The sequence below is a fragment of the Prauserella salsuginis genome, from assembly GCF_024648885.1.
GTDB classification, from domain to species: Bacteria; Actinomycetota; Actinomycetes; order Mycobacteriales; family Pseudonocardiaceae; genus Prauserella; species Prauserella salsuginis.
In genome coordinates this window covers 465,160-482,327 of sequence record NZ_JANBBF010000008.1, presented here as the reverse complement: position 1 = coordinate 482,327, position 17,168 = coordinate 465,160, and the positions used below count along the sequence as shown (strand labels likewise).

Sequence of the window (17,168 nt, the reverse complement as noted above, 5' to 3'; positions counted from 1 at the left end):
GCGCGTGCGACTGCTGCTGCTGACCGGGAAGGGCGGTGTCGGCAAGACGACGCTGGCTGCCGCGACCGGTGCCGCACTGGCGGACCGCGGGGCCGCGACACTGGTCGTGTCGACCGACCCGGCACATTCGCTGGCCGATGCGTTCGCGGTGCCGCTCGGGCACGAGCCGGCGGCGGTGGCCGACGGGTTGTACGGCGCGCAGCTCGACGTCCGCGCTCTGGCCGACGGCGCGTGGGACGGCGTGCGCGAGCAGCTGCAGGCGGCGCTGGTGCGCGGCGGCGGACTGGACGGGCTCGCCGCCGAGGAGCTGAGCGTCGTTCCCGGGGTCGACGAGCTGCTGGCACTCGGCGAGGTGCAGCGGCTCGCCGGGACGCGGCAGTGGGACGCCGTCGTCGTCGACTGCGGCCCGACGGCCGAGACGTTGCGCCTGTTGGCGCTGCCCGAGGCCGTGTCGGGGTATCTGAGGCGTATGGCGGGTCCTGTGGCCAAGCGGTCCGGGCTGGCCCGGTCGATGGCCCGGCTGGCGGACCACACCCGGTCGCTGCGGGACCTGCTGACCGACCCTGTGCGCACGAGCGTGCGGCTGGTGTTCACGCCCGAGCGGGTCGTCGTCGCCGAGACGCGGCGGACGCTGACCTCGCTCGCCTTGCGCGGCATCCGCGTCGACGGGATGATCGCGAACCGCGTGATGCCCTCGCCGGGCTGGTGGCGCGGCGCAGCCGCCGCATGGGTACGGCAGCGCCGCCGGCAACAGGACGAGGTGCTGGCGGAGCTGGCCCGTTCCGGGCTGGGCGAGGCCGCGGAGCGGTTGCGCTCGGTCGAGTACCGCGCCGACGAACCGGTCGGGGTGGCCGCGCTGCGGGAGATCGCCACCGAGCTGTACGGCACGTCGAACCCGCTCGGGCAGGGCTCGACGGCCGACGGCTCCGCACCGACGGAGGCCGGCGGCCCGCTGTTGCAGATGTTCGAAGCCGGCGACGGCTATCGGCTCCGGGTGGCAGTGCCGCTCGCCCGGGACAGCGTCGTCGACCTGGCGCGGGTCGACGACGATCTCGCGATCACGGTCGACGGTGTGCGCAGGCTGATCGCGCTGCCGGAACCACTGCGCGCCTGCCGGATCACGGATGCCGAATCCGATCCCCGCGGCGTGCTCGTGCACCTGGAGGGAGCGGAATGAGCGGCACCGACGGGCCCGCGGGCCGCGCGGGGGAACCGGGAGCCGGGGCCGGGCCCACGGCCGACGGCGCGCGTCTGGCCGAGGAGATCCGGCTGCTGGTCGACCTCGTCACCGAGCGGGCCGAGCCGTGGCTGCGGAGCGTGTTCGCCGCGGGACACGGCCAGGGTGATCCGGGCTCGTGCGAGGCGCAGACCCCGTGGGGCGGCGCCTCGCAGCCGGGCTCGCACGAGAGCGCCGCGCACCCCGGCTCGCCGGCCGGTTCCGGGGCCGACGCCGCGGCGGAGGGTGACGGCGACCGGGCATCGGCGTGTTCGTGGTGCCCGCTCTGCGCCGTCATCGCGATCGTGCGGGGTGAGACGCCGGAGATCGCGGTGCGCGTGCTCGACCAGGCCGCTGCGCTCATCGCGCTGCTCCGCGCCGTGCTCGCCGACCGGTGGCAGCCGGACGAGGGGGTGCACATGCCCGGCTACCGTCCGTCGTCCCGGCCGGGGCCCGCCCCGGCGGGCTTCACCGCCACACCGGCGTCGGTGTTCGCCGAGCGGCCCGGCCGCGGTTCCGGCGGGAGCGGGCCCGCAGGCTCGTCGCGTCGGGTTCAGCGGGTGCCCGTACGCCCGCGTGAGAGTTGGGAACCGGGGGAGTAGCCCGTGGCCGCGATCGGAATCGACGTCGGCGGCACGAGCATCCGTGCCGGGGTCGTCGACGGGACCGGCGACGTGCTCGACACCGCGCGCACCGGTACCCCGCGCGACGAGACGGCACTCGAGGAGGCGATCGCCGGTGTCGTGGCAGACCTGCGGAGCAGGCACGAGGTGGCCGCCGTGGGCCTGGCCGTCGCCGGATTCGTCGGGAGCGATCGCACGTCGGTGATGTTCGCCCCGCACCTGCCGTGGCGGACCGCCACGGTGGCCGAGCACATGAGTGCCCGGCTGGGACTGCCGGTGACCCTCGAACACGACGCCAACGCGGCGACGTTCGCCGAGTATCGCTTCGGAGCGGCGCGGGGCGCGTCGGTGGGCGTGTTCGTCGCGCTCGGCACCGGTATCGGCGCCGGCCTGCTGCTCGGCGGTGAACTGTTCCGCGGCGCGCACGGCGTGGCGCCCGAGCTGGGCCATCTGTGCCTCGTGCCGGGCGGACGGCAGTGCCCGTGCGGCAAGTCCGGCTGCTGGGAGCGGTACTGCAGCGGCACGGCCCTGGCCGCCACGGCGATCGAACTGCTGGCGACCCGGCCCGAGCACTCGACGGTGCTGGCGCGGGAGGCCGCCGGGGACCCGGGCGCCGTGACGGGCCGCCGTGTTGCCGGGGCCGCGCGGGACGGTGACCCCCTCGCGCGCAGAGCCATGGCCGAGCTCGCCCGGTGGCTCGGGGAAGGCCTGGCGCTCGTGGCCGACGTCTACGACCCGGAAGTCGTGGTCATCGGCGGGGGCGTATCGGCGTCGGCGCCGCTGTTCCTCGACGACGCGCGGGAGACGTACCTGCGCGCGGTGACGGGCGGGAAACACCGTCCGCACGCACGGATCCGGACGGCGCAGTTGGGCGACGAGGCCGCCATCGTCGGCGCCGCCACGCTCGCGGCCGAGAGCGGCCGGGGAGTGGTCTGATCCTGTCGGCCACGGGCGTGTCGCGGGCCGGACACGCTAGATTCGAACGATGCTGGTCGGCAACGGGGACGGATTCGTCAGCTGCGACTGCGGACGGCGGCACTGGGGGCTGTTCGGAGCCGCCGGGCTGCTGCTGAGCGATCCGCGTCGCGGAGTGCTGCTGCAGCACCGCGCCGACTGGACGCACGAAGGCGGCTCGTGGGCGCTGCCGGGCGGCGCGGTGCAGCCGCAGGAGACGTCTGCCCAGGCAGCGGCCAGGGAGACCGAGGAGGAGACGGCCGTGTCCGGCGAGGCCTTCCGGGTGCTCGCCCAGCGCGCCGACGAACACGGCAGCTGGCGGTACACCACGGTCCTCGCGACGGCGGTCGGTGACGCGGCGCAGCCGCGTGTGACCAACGCCGAGAGCACGGCCCTGCGCTGGGTACCGCCCGCTGACGTCGCCGACTATCCGCTGCACAGCGGGTTCGCCGCGGCCTGGCCGGAGCTTCGCGGTCAGCTCGACCGGCGGCTCGTGCTGTTGGTCGACGCCGACACCGTGCTCGGCGCGCGCCCCGGCCGGCCGGGTGGCGAGGCCGGAGCGGTGCCGCGGCTGCGCGACCAGCTGACGGTACTCGCCGGCGTCGGCGTGGCCGCGGGCGATCTGGGCCTGGGCGACGTGGCCGGAGCTGCGCATTGGACGTGGTGGCCGCACGTGGTGCTGGTCGCCGACGGCCCGGCGGCGGGCGGCTCCGGTGCCGGTGCCGGTGTCGAGCTGGTGGACGCAGGCGGCACCGGTGACGGCGGGTTCCCGGCGGTCGTCCGTCGTGCGCGGGCCGCCGGGCCCGGCGATCATCTCGTCGCGGTCACGGCCGACGACCGGCGGCGGGGGAGTCTCGGCGCCGGTGCCACGGCGACCATGGCCCCGGACGCGCTGTGGCGACTGCTCGACGCCTGCACGCCCGAGTGAGGAGCCCGCCCACGACGATGGGTCAGACCTGGGCACCGTTGGTCGGGTCGGCTCCGTCCGGCGGGCCCTGCCTGACGCGCAACAGCAGCAGCGCGAGTCCCGCCGCGAGCGCGAGCATGCCGAGCGGCGTGGCCACCCCTCCGGACAGGCCGACGAGCGACGGGGCGATCAACAGCAGCATTCCGAGGACCAGCAGCACCAGTACGACCACCGCGCCCTTGCGCGGCTTCGGCAGCGGCGGCGGTTCGGGCGGGACGAAGTGGTCGTCGGGATCCTCGTCGCCGCCGGGCGCCGGGCCGAACATCGTCTCGTCCCAGGCGATCGGGCTGTCCCGCCACCCGTCACCGCGCGAGCCCGGGGCGGTCCCGGCCGGGCCGCCGTCGTCGTCACGGTCGTCGTCGCGGTCGTCGGCAGGACCCGGTCCGGGGCGCTCCGCCAGCGCGCCGCCGCGATCGCCCGCGGCCCCGCCCCGGTCGTCACGGTGGTCGCCGCCGGGTTCGTCGAAGCCCTGCGGATCGAACGCGTGCTCGTCGAAACCCTGCGCACGGAGATCCGCGACGATCTCCTCGAACGTCGCGTCGACGTTCTCCGGTCCGTCGGAGCCTGGTCTGCTCACTTGGTCCCCACCTGCCTGACCGCGGCCGCGAACGCGGTGCCGCGTTCGAAGAGAAGCGGCGCGTCGCCACCGAGGGTGGCGACGCGGAAGCCGTTGTGCAAGACGATGTCGGCGACCCATGCCGGATCGGTACCGACGCCGTCGGTCGCGCCGCGGGCGACACCGCGGCACCGCGACACCCCGGTTCGACTGTTCCCGGTGTGCCGGAACGGCTCGGAGCCGGCGAGCACGGGCATGCCGCAGGTCCCTCCCTCTGCACGGGTGATCGGGTGTCATCGTCGCACGGCGGCGCGGCGTGCGGGCGCGAAGCGTCGGCTCTCCCCGTGGGAGGGGAGGCCGACGCCTCGCCGCAGCGGTGTCCGGTGTGAGATACATGGTGGTTGCGGTCCCGCTGTTGTGGCGGTGCACACGGCGTTCGTACTGTGATCGCTTCGGTTGGGTGCGGAGATGAGGAGGCGCGGCCCGGTGCTGTATCGGCTGCTCAAACACGTGTTGCTCGGTCCGCTGCTGCGGCTGCTGTGGCCGACGAAGGTCACCGGCACGGAGAACATCCCGGCCGAGGGCGGCGCCATCATCGCGAGCAACCACCTCGCCGTGGCCGACTCGTTCTTCATGCCGGTGTACGTGTCCCGGCGGGTGACGTTCCCCGCCAAGCAGGAGTACTTCACTGCGCCCGGCATCAAGGGGCGGCTCAAGAAGTGGTTCTTCACCGCCTCCGGCCAGTTCCCGATCGACCGCTCGGGCGCCTCGGCGGCGCAGGCCGCGCTCGACACGGCCGTCCGGCTGCTCGACGAGGGGCGGCTGCTCGGGATCTACCCGGAGGGCACCCGCTCGCCCGACGGACGGTTGTACAAGGGCAAGACCGGCGTCGCGCGCATCGCGCTCGAGGCGCAGGCGCCGGTGATCCCCGTCGCCATGATCGGCACCGACAAGGTCAACCCCATCGGCTCGAAGATGTGGTGGCCGCGGCGGCTCGAGATCCGCTTCGGCAGGCCGCTCGACTTCTCGCGTTACGAGGGGCTCGCCGGTGACCGGTTCGTGGAGCGGTCGATCGCCGACGAGATCATGTACGCGCTCATGGAACTGTCCGGCCAGGAGTACGTCGACGTCTACGCCGCCAAGGCCAAGGAGGACCTCGGCGAGGCGGCGGTGCCGCTGCAGCCGCAGGCCGGCGAGGTCGGTGGGGTCGGCCGGTCCGGGGCCGATGTGGCCTCGTCCCGGATGCCGGAGAGTCGCGCGGGCTGAGTACTCGAAGCCCGCGCCTGTGCGACGGGGTGGACGGGCGGGTTGCACGCGTGCGGGCGGCCACGGGCGGGCGGACCGCGGTACGGTCACGGGTACCGCCGGACCGGCCCACACGCTCCGGCGGGGCGCCCGTTACGGTGCTGCGGTGCGATTCTTCTACGACACCGAATTCATCGAGGACGGCGTGACCATCGACCTGGTGTCGATCGGTGTGGTGGACGAATCCGGACGCAGCTTCTACGCGGTCTCGACCGAGTTCGACCCGGCCAAGGCGGGCAAGTGGGTGCGCGACAACGTGCTCGACAAGCTGCCGTCGCCCGCCGACAAGGCCTGGCGCAGTCGCGAACGGATCCGCGAGGACCTGCTCGAGTTCTTCGGCAAGCCGTCGGACGGCATCGAACTGTGGGCCTGGTACGCCGCCTACGACCACGTCGCACTGGCCCAGCTGTGGGGTGCGATGCCGAAGCTGCCGCGGCAGCTGCCCCGGTTCACCCGGGACCTGCGCCAGCGCTGGGAGGACGTCGGCAAGCCCGCGTTGCCCAAACAGCCGGCCGACGCCCACGACGCGCTCGCCGACGCGCAGCACAACCTGGAGCGATGGAAGATCATCGAACAGGTGCGCCGGAGCGCCGGGTTCACCGACTGACCGGGCGCGGCAGGCGATTCCGCCGCGCCCGGTCGGCCAGCTCGGCCGCGCGGGACCGTCAGCCCCGGCGGGCGCGTACCGCCGCGGCGAGGTCGTCGAGCAGCGACGCCGTCGTGGTCCAGTCCAGACACGCGTCGGTGATGCTGCGGCCGTAGTCCAGGTCCGCCGCGCGCCCGAGGGTGAGATCCTGCCTGCCGTCGGCGAGGAAGCTCTCCAGCATGAGGCCGGAGATCCCGGGCTCGCCCGCGCCGATGCGTTCGGCCAGCTCCGTCACGACCCCGGCCTGGCGGACGTGGTCCTTACCGCTGTTGCCGTGGCTGGCGTCCACGACGACGCGTTCGGGCAGGTCCGCCTTTCGCAACCGGGCAAGCGTGTCGGCGACCGTGCCGGAGTCGTGGTTCGGGCCCGCGCTGCCGCCGCGGAGGATGACGTGGCAGTCCTCGTTGCCCGCCGTGGTCAGCAGCGCGGACACGCCGTCGGTGGTGATTCCGGGGAAGACGTGGCTCCCCGCGGCGGCGCGGGTGGCGTCGACCGCGACCTGCACGTCGCCTTCCGTGGAGTTCTTGATCCCCACCGGCATCGACAGTCCGCTGCAGAGCTGGCGGTGCACCTGGCTGGCCGCGGTGCGCGCGCCGATGGAACCCCACGTCACGATGTCGGCGATGTACTGCGGAATGATCGGGTCGAGGAACTCGCAGCCGACCGGCAGGCCGAGCGCGGAGACGTCGAGCAGCAACTGGCGCGCGAGGCGCAGGCCCTTGTTGACGGCGAAGCGGCCGTCGAGGTCGGGATCGTTGATCAGGCCCTTCCACCCGAGTGTGGTGCGGGGCTTCTCGAAGTACACGCGCATCACGATGTGCAGCTCGCCGCGGACCTTCTCGGCGTGGGCCGCGAGCTTCCGGGCGTAGTCGAGTGCGGCCTCGGGGTCGTGGACCGAGCACGGTCCGGCGACGACCAGCAGCCGGTCGTCGCGGCCGGACAGGATGTCCACGGCGGCCTCGCGGCCCGCGGTGACGGTGCGGGCGACGGTGTCGTCGACGGGGTGTTCCTGGCGCAGCAGCGCGGGCGACATCAGCGGGCTGACATGGGTGATGCGGTGATCGTCCAGGCGGGTGCCCGCAGGGGATGCCGCGGTGGGATCGGGGGATTCCGTGGTCGGCAGAGTGGCCATCGGGGTGACTTCCTTTCCGCAAGCCGCCCCGGGCAACACCGAGCCGGCTCGTCGTCCGGCTCGAAGTGGTTGTGGGTCAGCGCACGGTCACGCCGACCGGCCCACTCCGGGCCGGCCAGGTAAACCAGTAATAGCGCTGCATGCCCTGGACCGTAGCAGAGGCTTACCTAGCTTCATCGGTCCAGTGACCTTTGTCTAAGCCGATGGGGGCCTTGTCGATTCCGATGGGCCGCTGTCTACTCCGCTGAGGCCAGTGTCTACTCCGATGGGGTCATGCGTGGCCGGCGCGATCCGATCACCAGAGCAGGAGGGCGGCGACGGTGTCTCCCAGCGCGGCGGCCGGGGCGGCGATGCACGCCAGGAAGCCGCGGTGCCGCCACCGCGGGGGCAGTCGTCCCGTGCGCATTCCTGCGTGGACGGCGACGGCCACGCAGGAGAGGACGACGAGGATCCCGCCGGCGATCATCGGAAGGTTCGGGCCGGTGCACGAGACCGAGTCAGCCGTGCAGGCACGGAACGGCACGCCCCGTCCGCTCGCGTCCCACGATTCCATGGCCAGCAGGGCAACCAGGAGGGCGAGACCGTGCAGCGGGGTGAGTACGAGCATGACGGCGGCTGTCGCCGCACGTCCTGTCGCGCGCCGCTCGACCGGGCCGCCGGGTGGGCCCGCAAGGCCGGGCAGCTGTCCCGCGCGCGAAGTATCCGGCATGTCGGAAATATCGACACGGAAGCCGCGTCTGTTATCCGCCGCCGCGGTGAGCAGCCGAATCCGCCGCGCACGCCCCGCCGACTCCCGCCGTCCGCTGCACCGATCCAGTGATGTGTGTCTATCCTGGGCGCACACAGTGACGTGCGAACTGCGGAGGGTGGAACTCGATGCGCGTGGGTGTCCTGACCGGTGGCGGCGACTGTCCCGGGCTGAACGCGGTGATCCGCGCGGTGACCCTGAAGGGCATCGGTGAACGGGGCTGGGACGTCGTCGGATTCCGCAACGGCTGGCACGGCCCGCTCACCGGATCACTGCGCCCGCTCAGTCCCGACGACGTCGAACCGATCCTCACCCGCGGCGGCACGATCCTGGGCTCGTCGCGTACCAATCCGTACACCGAGGGCGGCGGGACGGAGCGGATCCTGGAGGTCCTGGCCGCCGAGCACGTCGACGCGCTGATCGCCATCGGTGGCGAGGACACGCTCGGCGTGGCGGAACGGCTGTGCCGGGAAGGCGTGAACGTGGTCGGCGTCCCGAAGACGATCGACAACGACCTCGGCGCCACCGATTACACGTTCGGCTTCGACACCGCGGTGCACATCGCCACCGAGGCGATCGACCGGCTCCACACCACGGCGGAATCGCACCACCGGGCCCTGGTCGTCGAGGTGATGGGCAGGCACGCCGGGTGGATCGCGCTGCACTCCGGCATGGCGGGCGGGGCGAGCGTCATCCTCGTGCCGGAACGGCCGTTCTCGATCGAGCAGGTGTCGGGCTGGGTCCAGTCGCGGTTCGAACGCGAGTACGCACCGATCGTCGTGGTCTCCGAGGGGGCGCAGCCCGACGGTGGGGCCGAGGTGCTCCAGACCGGCGAGAAGGATGCGTTCGGACACGTGCGGCTCGGCGGAGTGGGCCAGTGGCTCGCCGACGAGCTCGCGCGGCGGACCGGCAAGGAATCGCGCGCGGTCGTCCTCGGCCACACCCAGCGCGGCGGCACGCCGACCGCCTACGACCGCGTGCTCGCCACGCGATTCGGCCTGCACGCCGTGGACGCGGTCGCCGACGGGGACTTCGGGACGATGACGGCCCTGCGTGGCACGGACATCGTCCGCGTGCCGCTCGCCGAGGCCACCGCCGAGCTGAAGACGGTGCCCGCCGAGCGCTACGCCGAGGCCGAGGTCTTCTTCGGCTGATCGCGAGGATTCCTCCCGCGGCCGGTTCGGCCCGGTTGGGCGCCGGTTGCGGTCGCACGGTGGTCGAGGGGCCGTCGAATCCTGATCTACGCTGGGCAGCACCGAGAATCACCCGCAGCTGATACCGCGGTGTGCCCGGACCGGGCGCCCCCGCGTCGGGGCGAGCGACGAGGAGGAGCCGTGTCCGCTGGGAAGCTCCGTACGGATTCGCGTGCCCCGTTGCGCGAGCAGGTGCGCGACATCCTGCACGCGCGCATCGCCGAGGGAGAACTGCGGCCGGGTGACCGCCTGCTCGAGCACGACCTCGCCGCTGAGCTCGGCATCTCACGGGTTCCGGTGCGCGAGGCGATTCGCATGCTGCAGAGCGAGGGACTGCTCGAGGTGCTCCCTCGGCGGGGTGGTGTGTTCGTCCGCAGCCTGAATCGGCGTGAGCTGGAAGAGCTCTTCGACGTGCGGGAAGCGCTCGAAGTGCTCGCGGCGCGGCGGGCGGTCGAACAGGCTGGCTCGCGGCGAGCAGGGCGCATGGGCGAGCTCGCCGAGCAGGCCCGCGCGGCGCTGCGAGCGGGGGAGACCGAGGAGATGTTCCGGGCCAACGCGGCGTTCCACGACGAGCTCGTCGCGCTGGCGGGCAACGAACTGCTGATGTCGATGCTGGAACCGTTGCACGGCCGGTTGGCGTGGTTGTTCCGGTTGAACCTCGAGCCGGAACGCGTGTGCCGAGAGCACGAGGAGTTGCACGCCGCCATCGTTCGCGAGGATGCCGAGGCCGCTGCCGAGGTCGCTCTGCGGCACGTCCGCTCCAGCCGGCGCATGGTGCTCGACCACCTTGTCGACGGGGCGCTGAGCGCACCGGAACCCAGCGGGGCATGAGCTGTACCGCCGGCTGCGTCGGCGCCCGGGCCTGACACACGCGCACATCACGCCTTCGGCTGCGGTGGCGGCCAGTCGGTCATGTTCTTGCTGCGCCGCGGTGCGTACGTGCGGACCTTCGATGTCTTCAGCTGGAGGCGCACGAGGGACTCGGCGATCGTGACCGCCGCAGTCACCCCGTCGACCACGGGAGCCCCGGTGCGTTCCACGACGCGTTCGGCGAGCCCCGACATGCCGCCGCACCCCAAACAGATGACCTCCGCCCGGTCGTCGCGTACCGCACTCACCGCCTGTTCGGCGATGGCGTCGACGGCGGCCTGCGGGTCGCGTTCGAGGTCCAACACGGCCATCCCACTGGCACGCACCGAGGCGCACCGGGAGCTGAGGCCGGCGAGGGTGAGCCGGTCCTCGATCAAGGGGACGGTGCGGTCCAGGCTGGTCACGACCGAATAGGTGCGGCCGAGGAACTGGGCGGTGCTCGCGGCCGCCTCGGTGATGTCGACGACGGGGACGTCGAACAGTTCCTGCAGTCCCTCCCGGCCGTGCTCGCCGTAACCGGCCTGGATGATGGCGTCGAACGGCTCGGGATAGGCCCGGACCCGTTCCATCACGGCGATCGCAGCGAGGTGGCTCTCGTAGTTTCCTTCGACCGACTCCGCGCCGAAGGACGGCGTCAACCCAACGATCTCGGTGTCTGCGGATGCGGCAGCCTCGGCCTGTTTGCCGATCGATTCGGTGATCGAGGTCGTGGTGTTGACGTTGACGACGAGAATGCGCATCGCTGTTGTTCCCTCTGGGTTCGCTGAGTTCGTCCGTGCTGCGCGGGGAGGTTGCCCCGCAACTGCGCCTGCGGGCGGTGGTCCGGTGGATCGTGCGGCTGGTGGTCTATTCGGAGGTCACGGCGATGGACTCGCCGTCCACATCGTGCGCGTCGGACTTGCGCTCGCCGATGACGACGTAGAAGGCCGCACCGAGCAGCGCCCCGATGAACCAGGAGAAGCCGGAGACGGCACCGAAGGCAGGCACCAGCGCCAGCACGACGGCGATCGCCGCCGCAGGGACGAAGGCCCACACCGCCTTGGGGTTGTAGCCGCGCCGGTAGTGGTATTCGCCCTGCGCATCCTCCGTGTAGAGGTCCGGCACGTTCACGCGGGTCCTGCGCAACACCCAGTAGTCGGCCATGATGACGCCGAAGAGAGGGCCGAGCAGTGCGCCGAGCCCACCGAGGAAGTAGTTCACCACGACGGGGCTGTTGTAGAGGTTCCACGGCAGGATGGCCAGGCCGATGAGTGCGCTGACGATGCCCGCTCGGCGGAAGTTGAGCTGTCGTGGGAAGAGGTTGACGAGCGTGTAGATGGGCGCCACGAAGTTGGCCAGCAGATTCACCGCGATCGTGAGGACGATGAGCGCGATGGAGGCCGCGGCCAGCAGGAACATGTTGGGGATCGTCTGGACGATGTCGGTGGGGCTGGTGATCACGCGTCCGTTCAGCTCGAACTGCGCCCCACTGAGCACGACGACGATGACCGCGAAGAACAGCATGTTCACCGGGATCCCGACAAGGTTTCCGCGGACGATCGAGCGGCGGCTCTTGGCCGAGCGCGTGAAGTCGCAGAAGTTCAGCACGAACGTGCCGTAGATCACGACCCAGAGAGCGGCGCCCTCCAGGACCTGCAGCCACATCGCGCCACCGGTCAACGGGTCCGCTGTGGACAACGACATGGATCCGCCTGCTTCGATGAACAACCAGATCGCCAGGCCGCACATCGTGATGAGCGTTGTCGGAGCCGCGATCGCCATGTACTGGCGGATCACGTGCATGCCGTAACTGACGATGACGACCTGAACGACCCAGAGGGCGAGGAAGGTGATCCAGCCCAGCAGCGACAATCCCAGTACCGACTGGTTCTCCAGCACCTGCATCGAGGGGAACATGGCCACGAGCAGTGTGCTGAGCACGCTCGACGCGAGGTACGTCTGGATACCGAACCACGCGATGGCGACCAACCCGCGGACGGCCGCCGGTATCTGCGCGCCCTTGATCCCGAAGGCGATCCGGCTCATGACGGGAAACGGCACGCCGGTCTTGTGTCCCATGTATCCGGACAGGTTGAGAAGCAGGAACAGGAAGGCGGACGCGAGCGCGAAGGCTACGAGGATGCCCCACACGTTGAGTCCGATCGCGAACAGGCCGATCGCGAAGGTGTAGTTCCCGAGGCTGTGCGCATCGTTGGCCCAGAGCGTGAAGACGTTGTAGGCGCCCCAACGGCGTCCTTCGCGCTTCGTCGGGGCGAGGTCGTAACTGTACAGGCGGGAGCTGGCGGCTCCTCGGGATTCCGCAGTCGGCTGCTCGTCCGTGGTCGTCATTGACCAGCCTCCAAGTTTCCGCTGGGCAGTGGTCGGTCCGCTCGTTTCGGCGGCCACTGCCGGGGGCAGTGGCCCGCGGACGGAAGAAGGCCGCTCGCTCCTGGCGGATCCGAGGTCGGGTAGGCGGTGCTGCTGCGAGTAGCGGGTAGCGCCACGACGTTATGACGCTGTTGTGTTTTGGCGCTGTTGTGGGTTTATTCCGTTATGCGAAAGTATACTTTCGACGTGCGTGAGGCACGCTAGTCACGCCGTCAATCCACGTCAAGGCTGGGTGCGGGCGTGCGATGGGCGGCCTTCCGTCGCTGATCAGCCGGCACCGATAGCGCCTCGGTCGGTGGGCGCGAGGTGAGCGGGGCCCGTGGCGGGCACGGCCGGGGCCGGCGACCCGCTCGGCCGGCATGATCTAGGTTCGGCGCCGTGGGGTTCACGGGATTCGGCGAGTACGCGATCGACTTCTACGACGGCCTGGTGGCCGACAACTCGAAGCCGTACTGGAACGCCAATGTCGAGATCTACCGCCGCGACGTGCGCGGGCCGATGGAGGCGCTGCTCGCCGAACTGGCCGACGAGTTCTCCGACCTGGGTGAGCCCAAGGTGTTCCGCCCGTACCGCGACGTGCGGTTCGCCAACGACAAGACGCCCTACAAGACCCACTGCGGCGGGGTGATCGAAGCGGGCCGCGGCGGGGGTGCCTGCTACGTCGAGGTCGGGCCCGCCGGTCTGCGGGCGGGTGGCGGGTGTTTCCACCTCGCGTCCGACCAGCTCGCCCGGTTCCGGCAAGCGGTCGACACCGACGTACACGGCCGTGCCCTCGAGCGCATCCTCGACGATCTGCGCGACCAGGGGTGGCAGATCGCGGGGGAGACCCTCAAGACCCGCCCGCGTGGCGTGCCGGCCGACCATCCCCGCCTCGACCTGCTGCGGCATCGGAGGCTGTACGCGATCCACACGTGGGAGCCCGACGACACGCTCCACGAACCGGAGTGTCTCGACCGGGTGCGCCGCGCGTGGCGGCAGGTGCGGGCGCTGAACGAGTGGGCTCGTGATCACGTCGGTGTGAGTGCACAACCACGCCGCTGACCGGGGTGTGATCGGGCACACCGCTCGGTGTGGCGCGCGGAGACCGGATCGGTCAAGACGCGACGGCGACGACCGTCTAGGCTGTGCAGGCGTGAGCCGACGAGCGAAGATCGTATGCACCCTGGGCCCCGCAACGGCGACGGCGGAGAAGGTCCGAGACCTCGTCGAATCGGGGATGGACGTCGCCCGGATGAATTTCAGCCACGGCGACCACGACGACCACAAGCAGGTCTACAACCTCGTCCGTTCCGCCGCGGCCGAGACCGGCCGGGCCGTCGGCATCCTCGCCGATCTGCAGGGTCCGAAGATCCGACTCGGCACGTTCGCCAGCGGCCCTGTCGAATGGCGCACCGGCGACACGGTCCGCATCACCGTCGAGGACGTGGTCGGTACCCACGACCGCGTGTCCACGACGTACAAGGGGCTGGCCGAGGACGCCAAGCAGGGCGACCGGCTGCTGGTCGACGACGGCAAGGTCGGGCTGACGGTCGACGAGGTCGACGGGTCGGACGTGGTGTGCACCGTGACCGAGGGCGGCACGGTCAGCAACAACAAGGGCGTGTCGCTGCCGGGCATGAACGTGTCGGTGCCGGCGCTGTCCGACAAGGACGTCGAGGACCTGGAGTTCGCCCTCGAGCTGGGCGTCGACTTCATCGCGCTGTCGTTCGTCCGTTCGCCCGCCGACATCGACCTCGTCCACCAGGTGATGGACCGGGTCGGCAAGGGCCGTGTGCCGGTGATCGCCAAGTTGGAGAAGCCCGAGGCGGTCTACAACCTCGAGGCGGTCGTGCTGGCCTTCGACGGTCTGATGGTGGCGCGCGGCGATCTCGGCGTGGAACTGCCGCTCGAACAGGTGCCGCTGGTGCAGAAACGCGCCATCCAGATCGCGCGGGAGAACGCCAAGCCGGTCATCGTCGCGACACAGATGCTGGACTCCATGATCGGCAACTCCCGGCCGACCCGAGCCGAGGCCTCGGACGTCGCGAACGCGGTGCTCGACGGCGCCGACGCGGTGATGCTCTCCGGAGAGACGAGCGTGGGCCGGTACCCGATCGAGACGGTGCAGACCATGTCGCGCATCGTCGAGGCCGTCGAATCCGACCTGCCCGCGGTGCCCCCGCTGTCGCACGTGCCGCGCACCAAGCGGGGTGTCATCTCCTACGCGGCGCGCGACATCGGCGAGCGGCTCAATGCGAAGGCGCTCGTGGCGTTCACTCAATCGGGCGACACGATGCGCAGGCTCGCGCGACTGCACACCCGGTTGCCACTGCTGGCGTTCACGCCGCTGGAGAGCGTGCGCAGTCAGCTCGCGCTGACGTGGGGCACCCACACGCAGCTCGTGCCGAAGGCTGACTCGACGGACCGGATGATCCAGCAGTGCGACCGGGCGATGATCGAGACGGGCCGGTATCAGCCGGGCGACCTGGTGGTCATCGTCGCCGGTTCGCCGCCGGGAACGGTCGGTTCGACCAATCTCATCCGCGTTCACCGGCTCGGTGAGGACGACCACGCCTGAGGTGTGTCCGCCCGGTCGCTCCGCCGCGGCGGTGAAAGAATCGGGCCATGACGGAACTGGCGCGCGCGGCGGCATCGGAACCCGGCGACGACTCGGGCGGTGGGCAGCCGGTGCTGGACCGGTTGGTGAATCTCCTCGACCTCGAGAAGATCGAGGAGAACATCTTCCGCGGGGTGAGCCCGCCGAACTCGCCGACCCGCGTGTTCGGCGGGCAGGTCGCAGGGCAGGCTCTCGTCGCCGCAGGCCGCACGGTGCCTGCCGAGCGTCACGTGCACTCGCTGCACGCCTACTTCATCCGCGGCGGCGATCCGGCCGTGCCGATCGTGTACGAGGTCGACCGGGTCCGAGACGGTCGGTCCTTCACCACGCGGCGGGTCGTGGCGGTCCAGCACGGCAAGGCGATCTTCACGCTGTCGGCGTCGTTCCAGCTGGCCGAGGACGGCGTGGAGCACTCGGGGGAGATGCCGGACGTGCCGGCTCCCGAGACGCTTCCGACGCTCGCCGAGCGCGTCGCCCCGTACGCCGACACGCTCGCCCTGCGTGCCGGCCCGCGGCCGCTGGACATGCGGTACGTCAACCAGCCGCCGTGGGTGACCCGCGAGACCGGCGACTGGGAAGGCCGCAACCGGGTGTGGATGAAGGCCGACGGCGTGCTCCCGGACGACCCGCTGCTGCACGTCTGCGTGCTGACCTACGCCTCGGACCTCACGCTGCTGGACTCCGTGCTCGCCGAACACGACGTGTACTGGGAGTTCGACCGGGTGCTCGGAGCCAGTCTCGACCACGCACTGTGGTTCCACCGCCCGTTCCGGGCCGACGAATGGTTCCTCTACGACAGCACCTCGCCGACCGCCTCCGGGGCGCGCGGTCTGGCCACGGGCCGGTTCTTCGCCCACGACGGCGGCCACATCGCGACCGTCGTCCAGGAAGGCCTGGTCCGCGTCCTCTAGTCCACGCGCCGCGCATGTGGTGACCCGGCCGGCGCGCGGCTCGAGTGTTTTCGCGGGTGGTGTCCGCGTGGACTGCGGTGCTACCGGTCGACATTTCGCGGAAATGCAATTTGCAGTTCTCGGAATGGTCGCGAACACGGAGTGCCGACGTGATTCACCGGCACCTTCTTTTCGGCGCGCTCGGTGGTTAGATGGGGCGCGGCACGAGTGGAGGTGAGCGATGACGCGTGGTCAGGGCCCGACCGTGCGCCGCCGCAGGCTGGCCGGAGAACTGCGCAGGCTGCGGGAGGCCGCGGAGTTGACGATCGACGACGTGGCCGAACGGCTGGAATGCTCCGCATCCAAGGTGAGCCGGGTCGAGACCGGCCACGTCGGGGTCACCCCGCGGGATGCGCGCGACATGCTGGGGCTGTACGGCGTCACGGGGGAAGACGCCGACGCGCTGGTGCAGCTGGCGCGGGAGGCACGCAAACGCGGCTGGTGGCACGCCTACAACGAGGTCTTCACCGGCACGTTCGTCGGGCTCGAAGCGGACGCCGCCTCGCTGCGGGCGTACCAGGCGCTGCTCGTACCGGGCCTACTGCAGACGCGCCGGTACGCCCGTGCGGTGATCCGAGCGATGCGGCCCGACGCCACCGAGAGCGAGGTCGATCGCCGGGTCGAGGCGCGGATGGAACGGCAGGCGTTACTGCAGGACGCACATCCGCCCGAGTACTGGGCGGTGATGGACGAGGCCGTGCTGCATCGGGCCGTCGGCGGCGTGGAGGTCATGGCCGAACAGCTGTGGCGCATGCTCGACGTCGCGGCGTTGCCACACGCGACGATTCAGGTCGTTCCGTTCGGCGGTGGTGCCCATCCGGGAATGGAGGGCCCGTTTCTCATTCTCGGATTTCCGGAACAGGCCGATCAGGACGTCGTCTACGTCGACAGCACGAATGGCGGGCTGTATCTCGAGGACAGCGCCGAAGTGCATCGCTATGCGCTCATGTTCGACCATTTGCGCGCTGCGGCCGCCAACCCCGATGATTCGCTGGACATGATCGAGGCCGCCGCGCGGCGGTTCGAGAAACACGACAACTGAAAC

18 protein-coding genes are annotated in these 17,168 nt (G+C 71.0%); 12 read left to right on the top strand and 6 right to left on the bottom strand.

What is annotated here, in order from left to right:
* Window positions 1-4 precede the first annotated feature (4 nt).
* From LY40_RS03690 to LY40_RS03675, 4 genes are read left to right on the top strand one after another with little or no spacing between them, the layout of a single operon-like run.
* Window positions 5-1,177 carry an ArsA family ATPase gene (locus LY40_RS03690; RefSeq protein WP_258935929.1) on the top strand — a complete coding sequence of 391 codons (1,173 nt, stop codon included), beginning with the start codon at window positions 5-7 and terminating at the stop codon, window positions 1,175-1,177.
* A complete protein-coding gene (locus tag LY40_RS03685; protein ID WP_228726486.1) occupies window positions 1,174-1,818 on the top strand; it encodes a hypothetical protein in 645 nt (214 codons plus the stop codon). The genes LY40_RS03690 and LY40_RS03685 overlap by 4 nt, the downstream gene beginning before the upstream one ends.
* An 18-nt stretch (window positions 1,819-1,836) precedes the next feature.
* The gene (locus LY40_RS03680; protein ID WP_183786414.1) at window positions 1,837-2,775 is read left to right on the top strand and encodes an ROK family protein; all 939 of its coding nucleotides are present in this window, start codon (window positions 1,837-1,839) and stop codon (window positions 2,773-2,775) included.
* Between the two features lie 49 nt (window positions 2,776-2,824).
* A complete protein-coding gene (locus LY40_RS03675; RefSeq protein WP_258935927.1) occupies window positions 2,825-3,721 on the top strand; it encodes an NUDIX hydrolase in 897 nt (298 codons plus the stop codon).
* 22 nt (window positions 3,722-3,743) lie between these two features.
* Here the strand turns inward: LY40_RS03675 and LY40_RS03670 are convergent, their stop codons facing one another.
* Entirely contained in the window at window positions 3,744-4,337 is a 594-nt protein-coding gene (locus LY40_RS03670) for a hypothetical protein (protein WP_183786172.1), read from the bottom strand.
* Window positions 4,334-4,573: a hypothetical protein gene (locus LY40_RS03665; protein WP_183786170.1), complete on the bottom strand. Its 240-nt coding sequence runs from the start codon at window positions 4,571-4,573 to the stop codon at window positions 4,334-4,336. Before LY40_RS03665 ends, LY40_RS03670 begins: the two co-directional genes overlap by 4 nt.
* A 229-nt stretch (window positions 4,574-4,802) precedes the next feature.
* On the opposite strand from LY40_RS03665, the gene LY40_RS03660 reads away from it, so the two are divergent.
* Both LY40_RS03660 and LY40_RS03655 read left to right on the top strand, forming a co-directional pair.
* Complete coding sequence (locus LY40_RS03660; protein ID WP_183786413.1) at window positions 4,803-5,582, top strand: lysophospholipid acyltransferase family protein; 780 nt, start codon at window positions 4,803-4,805, stop codon at window positions 5,580-5,582.
* Between the two features lie 145 nt (window positions 5,583-5,727).
* Window positions 5,728-6,228, top strand: a complete 501-nt coding sequence (locus LY40_RS03655; protein WP_183786168.1) for a polyadenylate-specific 3'-exoribonuclease AS — start codon at window positions 5,728-5,730, stop codon at window positions 6,226-6,228.
* Window positions 6,229-6,286: 58 nt separating this feature from the next.
* Here LY40_RS03655 and LY40_RS03650 read toward each other — a convergent pair whose 3' ends face one another.
* On the bottom strand, window positions 6,287-7,399 hold the full coding sequence (locus tag LY40_RS03650; protein WP_183786166.1) for a 3-deoxy-7-phosphoheptulonate synthase: 1,113 nt from the start codon (window positions 7,397-7,399) through the stop codon (window positions 6,287-6,289).
* Between the two features lie 295 nt (window positions 7,400-7,694).
* Window positions 7,695-8,108: a hypothetical protein gene (locus LY40_RS03645; RefSeq protein WP_258935926.1), complete on the bottom strand. Its 414-nt coding sequence runs from the start codon at window positions 8,106-8,108 to the stop codon at window positions 7,695-7,697.
* Window positions 8,109-8,275: 167 nt separating this feature from the next.
* Here LY40_RS03645 and LY40_RS03640 point away from each other — a divergent pair, with 167 nt between their 5' ends.
* Together LY40_RS03640 and LY40_RS03635 are read left to right on the top strand one after the other, a co-directional pair.
* Entirely contained in the window at window positions 8,276-9,301 is a 1,026-nt protein-coding gene (locus tag LY40_RS03640; RefSeq protein WP_258935925.1) for a 6-phosphofructokinase, read from the top strand.
* A gap of 180 nt (window positions 9,302-9,481) precedes the next feature.
* The gene (locus LY40_RS03635; protein ID WP_183786160.1) at window positions 9,482-10,171 is read left to right on the top strand and encodes a GntR family transcriptional regulator; all 690 of its coding nucleotides are present in this window, start codon (window positions 9,482-9,484) and stop codon (window positions 10,169-10,171) included.
* 47 nt (window positions 10,172-10,218) lie between these two features.
* Here LY40_RS03635 and LY40_RS03630 read toward each other — a convergent pair whose 3' ends face one another.
* On the bottom strand, window positions 10,219-10,950 hold the full coding sequence (locus LY40_RS03630; protein ID WP_258935924.1) for an aspartate/glutamate racemase family protein: 732 nt from the start codon (window positions 10,948-10,950) through the stop codon (window positions 10,219-10,221).
* Between the two features lie 106 nt (window positions 10,951-11,056).
* Window positions 11,057-12,538 carry an NCS1 family nucleobase:cation symporter-1 gene (locus tag LY40_RS03625; RefSeq protein ID WP_258935923.1) on the bottom strand — a complete coding sequence of 494 codons (1,482 nt, stop codon included), beginning with the start codon at window positions 12,536-12,538 and terminating at the stop codon, window positions 11,057-11,059.
* 417 nt (window positions 12,539-12,955) lie between these two features.
* Here LY40_RS03625 and LY40_RS03620 point away from each other — a divergent pair, with 417 nt between their 5' ends.
* The 4 genes from LY40_RS03620 (at window position 12,956) to LY40_RS03605 (ending at window position 17,165) form a co-directional block, all read left to right on the top strand.
* Window positions 12,956-13,618: a DUF2461 domain-containing protein gene (locus LY40_RS03620; RefSeq protein ID WP_183786153.1), complete on the top strand. Its 663-nt coding sequence runs from the start codon at window positions 12,956-12,958 to the stop codon at window positions 13,616-13,618.
* Window positions 13,619-13,709: 91 nt separating this feature from the next.
* Window positions 13,710-15,134: a pyruvate kinase gene (gene pyk / locus LY40_RS03615; protein WP_183786151.1), complete on the top strand. Its 1,425-nt coding sequence runs from the start codon at window positions 13,710-13,712 to the stop codon at window positions 15,132-15,134.
* 47 nt (window positions 15,135-15,181) lie between these two features.
* The gene (tesB, locus tag LY40_RS03610; protein WP_183786149.1) at window positions 15,182-16,084 is read left to right on the top strand and encodes an acyl-CoA thioesterase II; all 903 of its coding nucleotides are present in this window, start codon (window positions 15,182-15,184) and stop codon (window positions 16,082-16,084) included.
* 220 nt (window positions 16,085-16,304) lie between these two features.
* On the top strand, window positions 16,305-17,165 hold the full coding sequence (locus tag LY40_RS03605; protein ID WP_258935922.1) for a helix-turn-helix domain-containing protein: 861 nt from the start codon (window positions 16,305-16,307) through the stop codon (window positions 17,163-17,165).
* The last annotated feature ends 3 nt before the right edge of the window (window positions 17,166-17,168 follow it).

Coding starts and splice junctions, on each gene's coding strand:
- LY40_RS03640 (WP_258935925.1), top strand. CDS start 8,276: ATGCGCGTGGGTGTCCTGACCGGTGGCGGCGACTGTCCCGGGCTGAAC.
- LY40_RS03605 (WP_258935922.1), top strand. CDS start 16,305: ATGACGCGTGGTCAGGGCCCGACCGTGCGCCGCCGCAGGCTGGCCGGA.
- LY40_RS03685 (WP_228726486.1), top strand. CDS start 1,174: ATGAGCGGCACCGACGGGCCCGCGGGCCGCGCGGGGGAACCGGGAGCC.
- LY40_RS03645 (WP_258935926.1), bottom strand. CDS start 8,108: ATGCCGGATACTTCGCGCGCGGGACAGCTGCCCGGCCTTGCGGGCCCA.
- LY40_RS03625 (WP_258935923.1), bottom strand. CDS start 12,538: ATGACGACCACGGACGAGCAGCCGACTGCGGAATCCCGAGGAGCCGCC.
- LY40_RS03675 (WP_258935927.1), top strand. CDS start 2,825: ATGCTGGTCGGCAACGGGGACGGATTCGTCAGCTGCGACTGCGGACGG.
- LY40_RS03650 (WP_183786166.1), bottom strand. CDS start 7,399: ATGGCCACTCTGCCGACCACGGAATCCCCCGATCCCACCGCGGCATCC.
- LY40_RS03665 (WP_183786170.1), bottom strand. CDS start 4,573: ATGCCCGTGCTCGCCGGCTCCGAGCCGTTCCGGCACACCGGGAACAGT.
- LY40_RS03630 (WP_258935924.1), bottom strand. CDS start 10,950: ATGCGCATTCTCGTCGTCAACGTCAACACCACGACCTCGATCACCGAA.
- tesB (WP_183786149.1), top strand. CDS start 15,182: ATGACGGAACTGGCGCGCGCGGCGGCATCGGAACCCGGCGACGACTCG.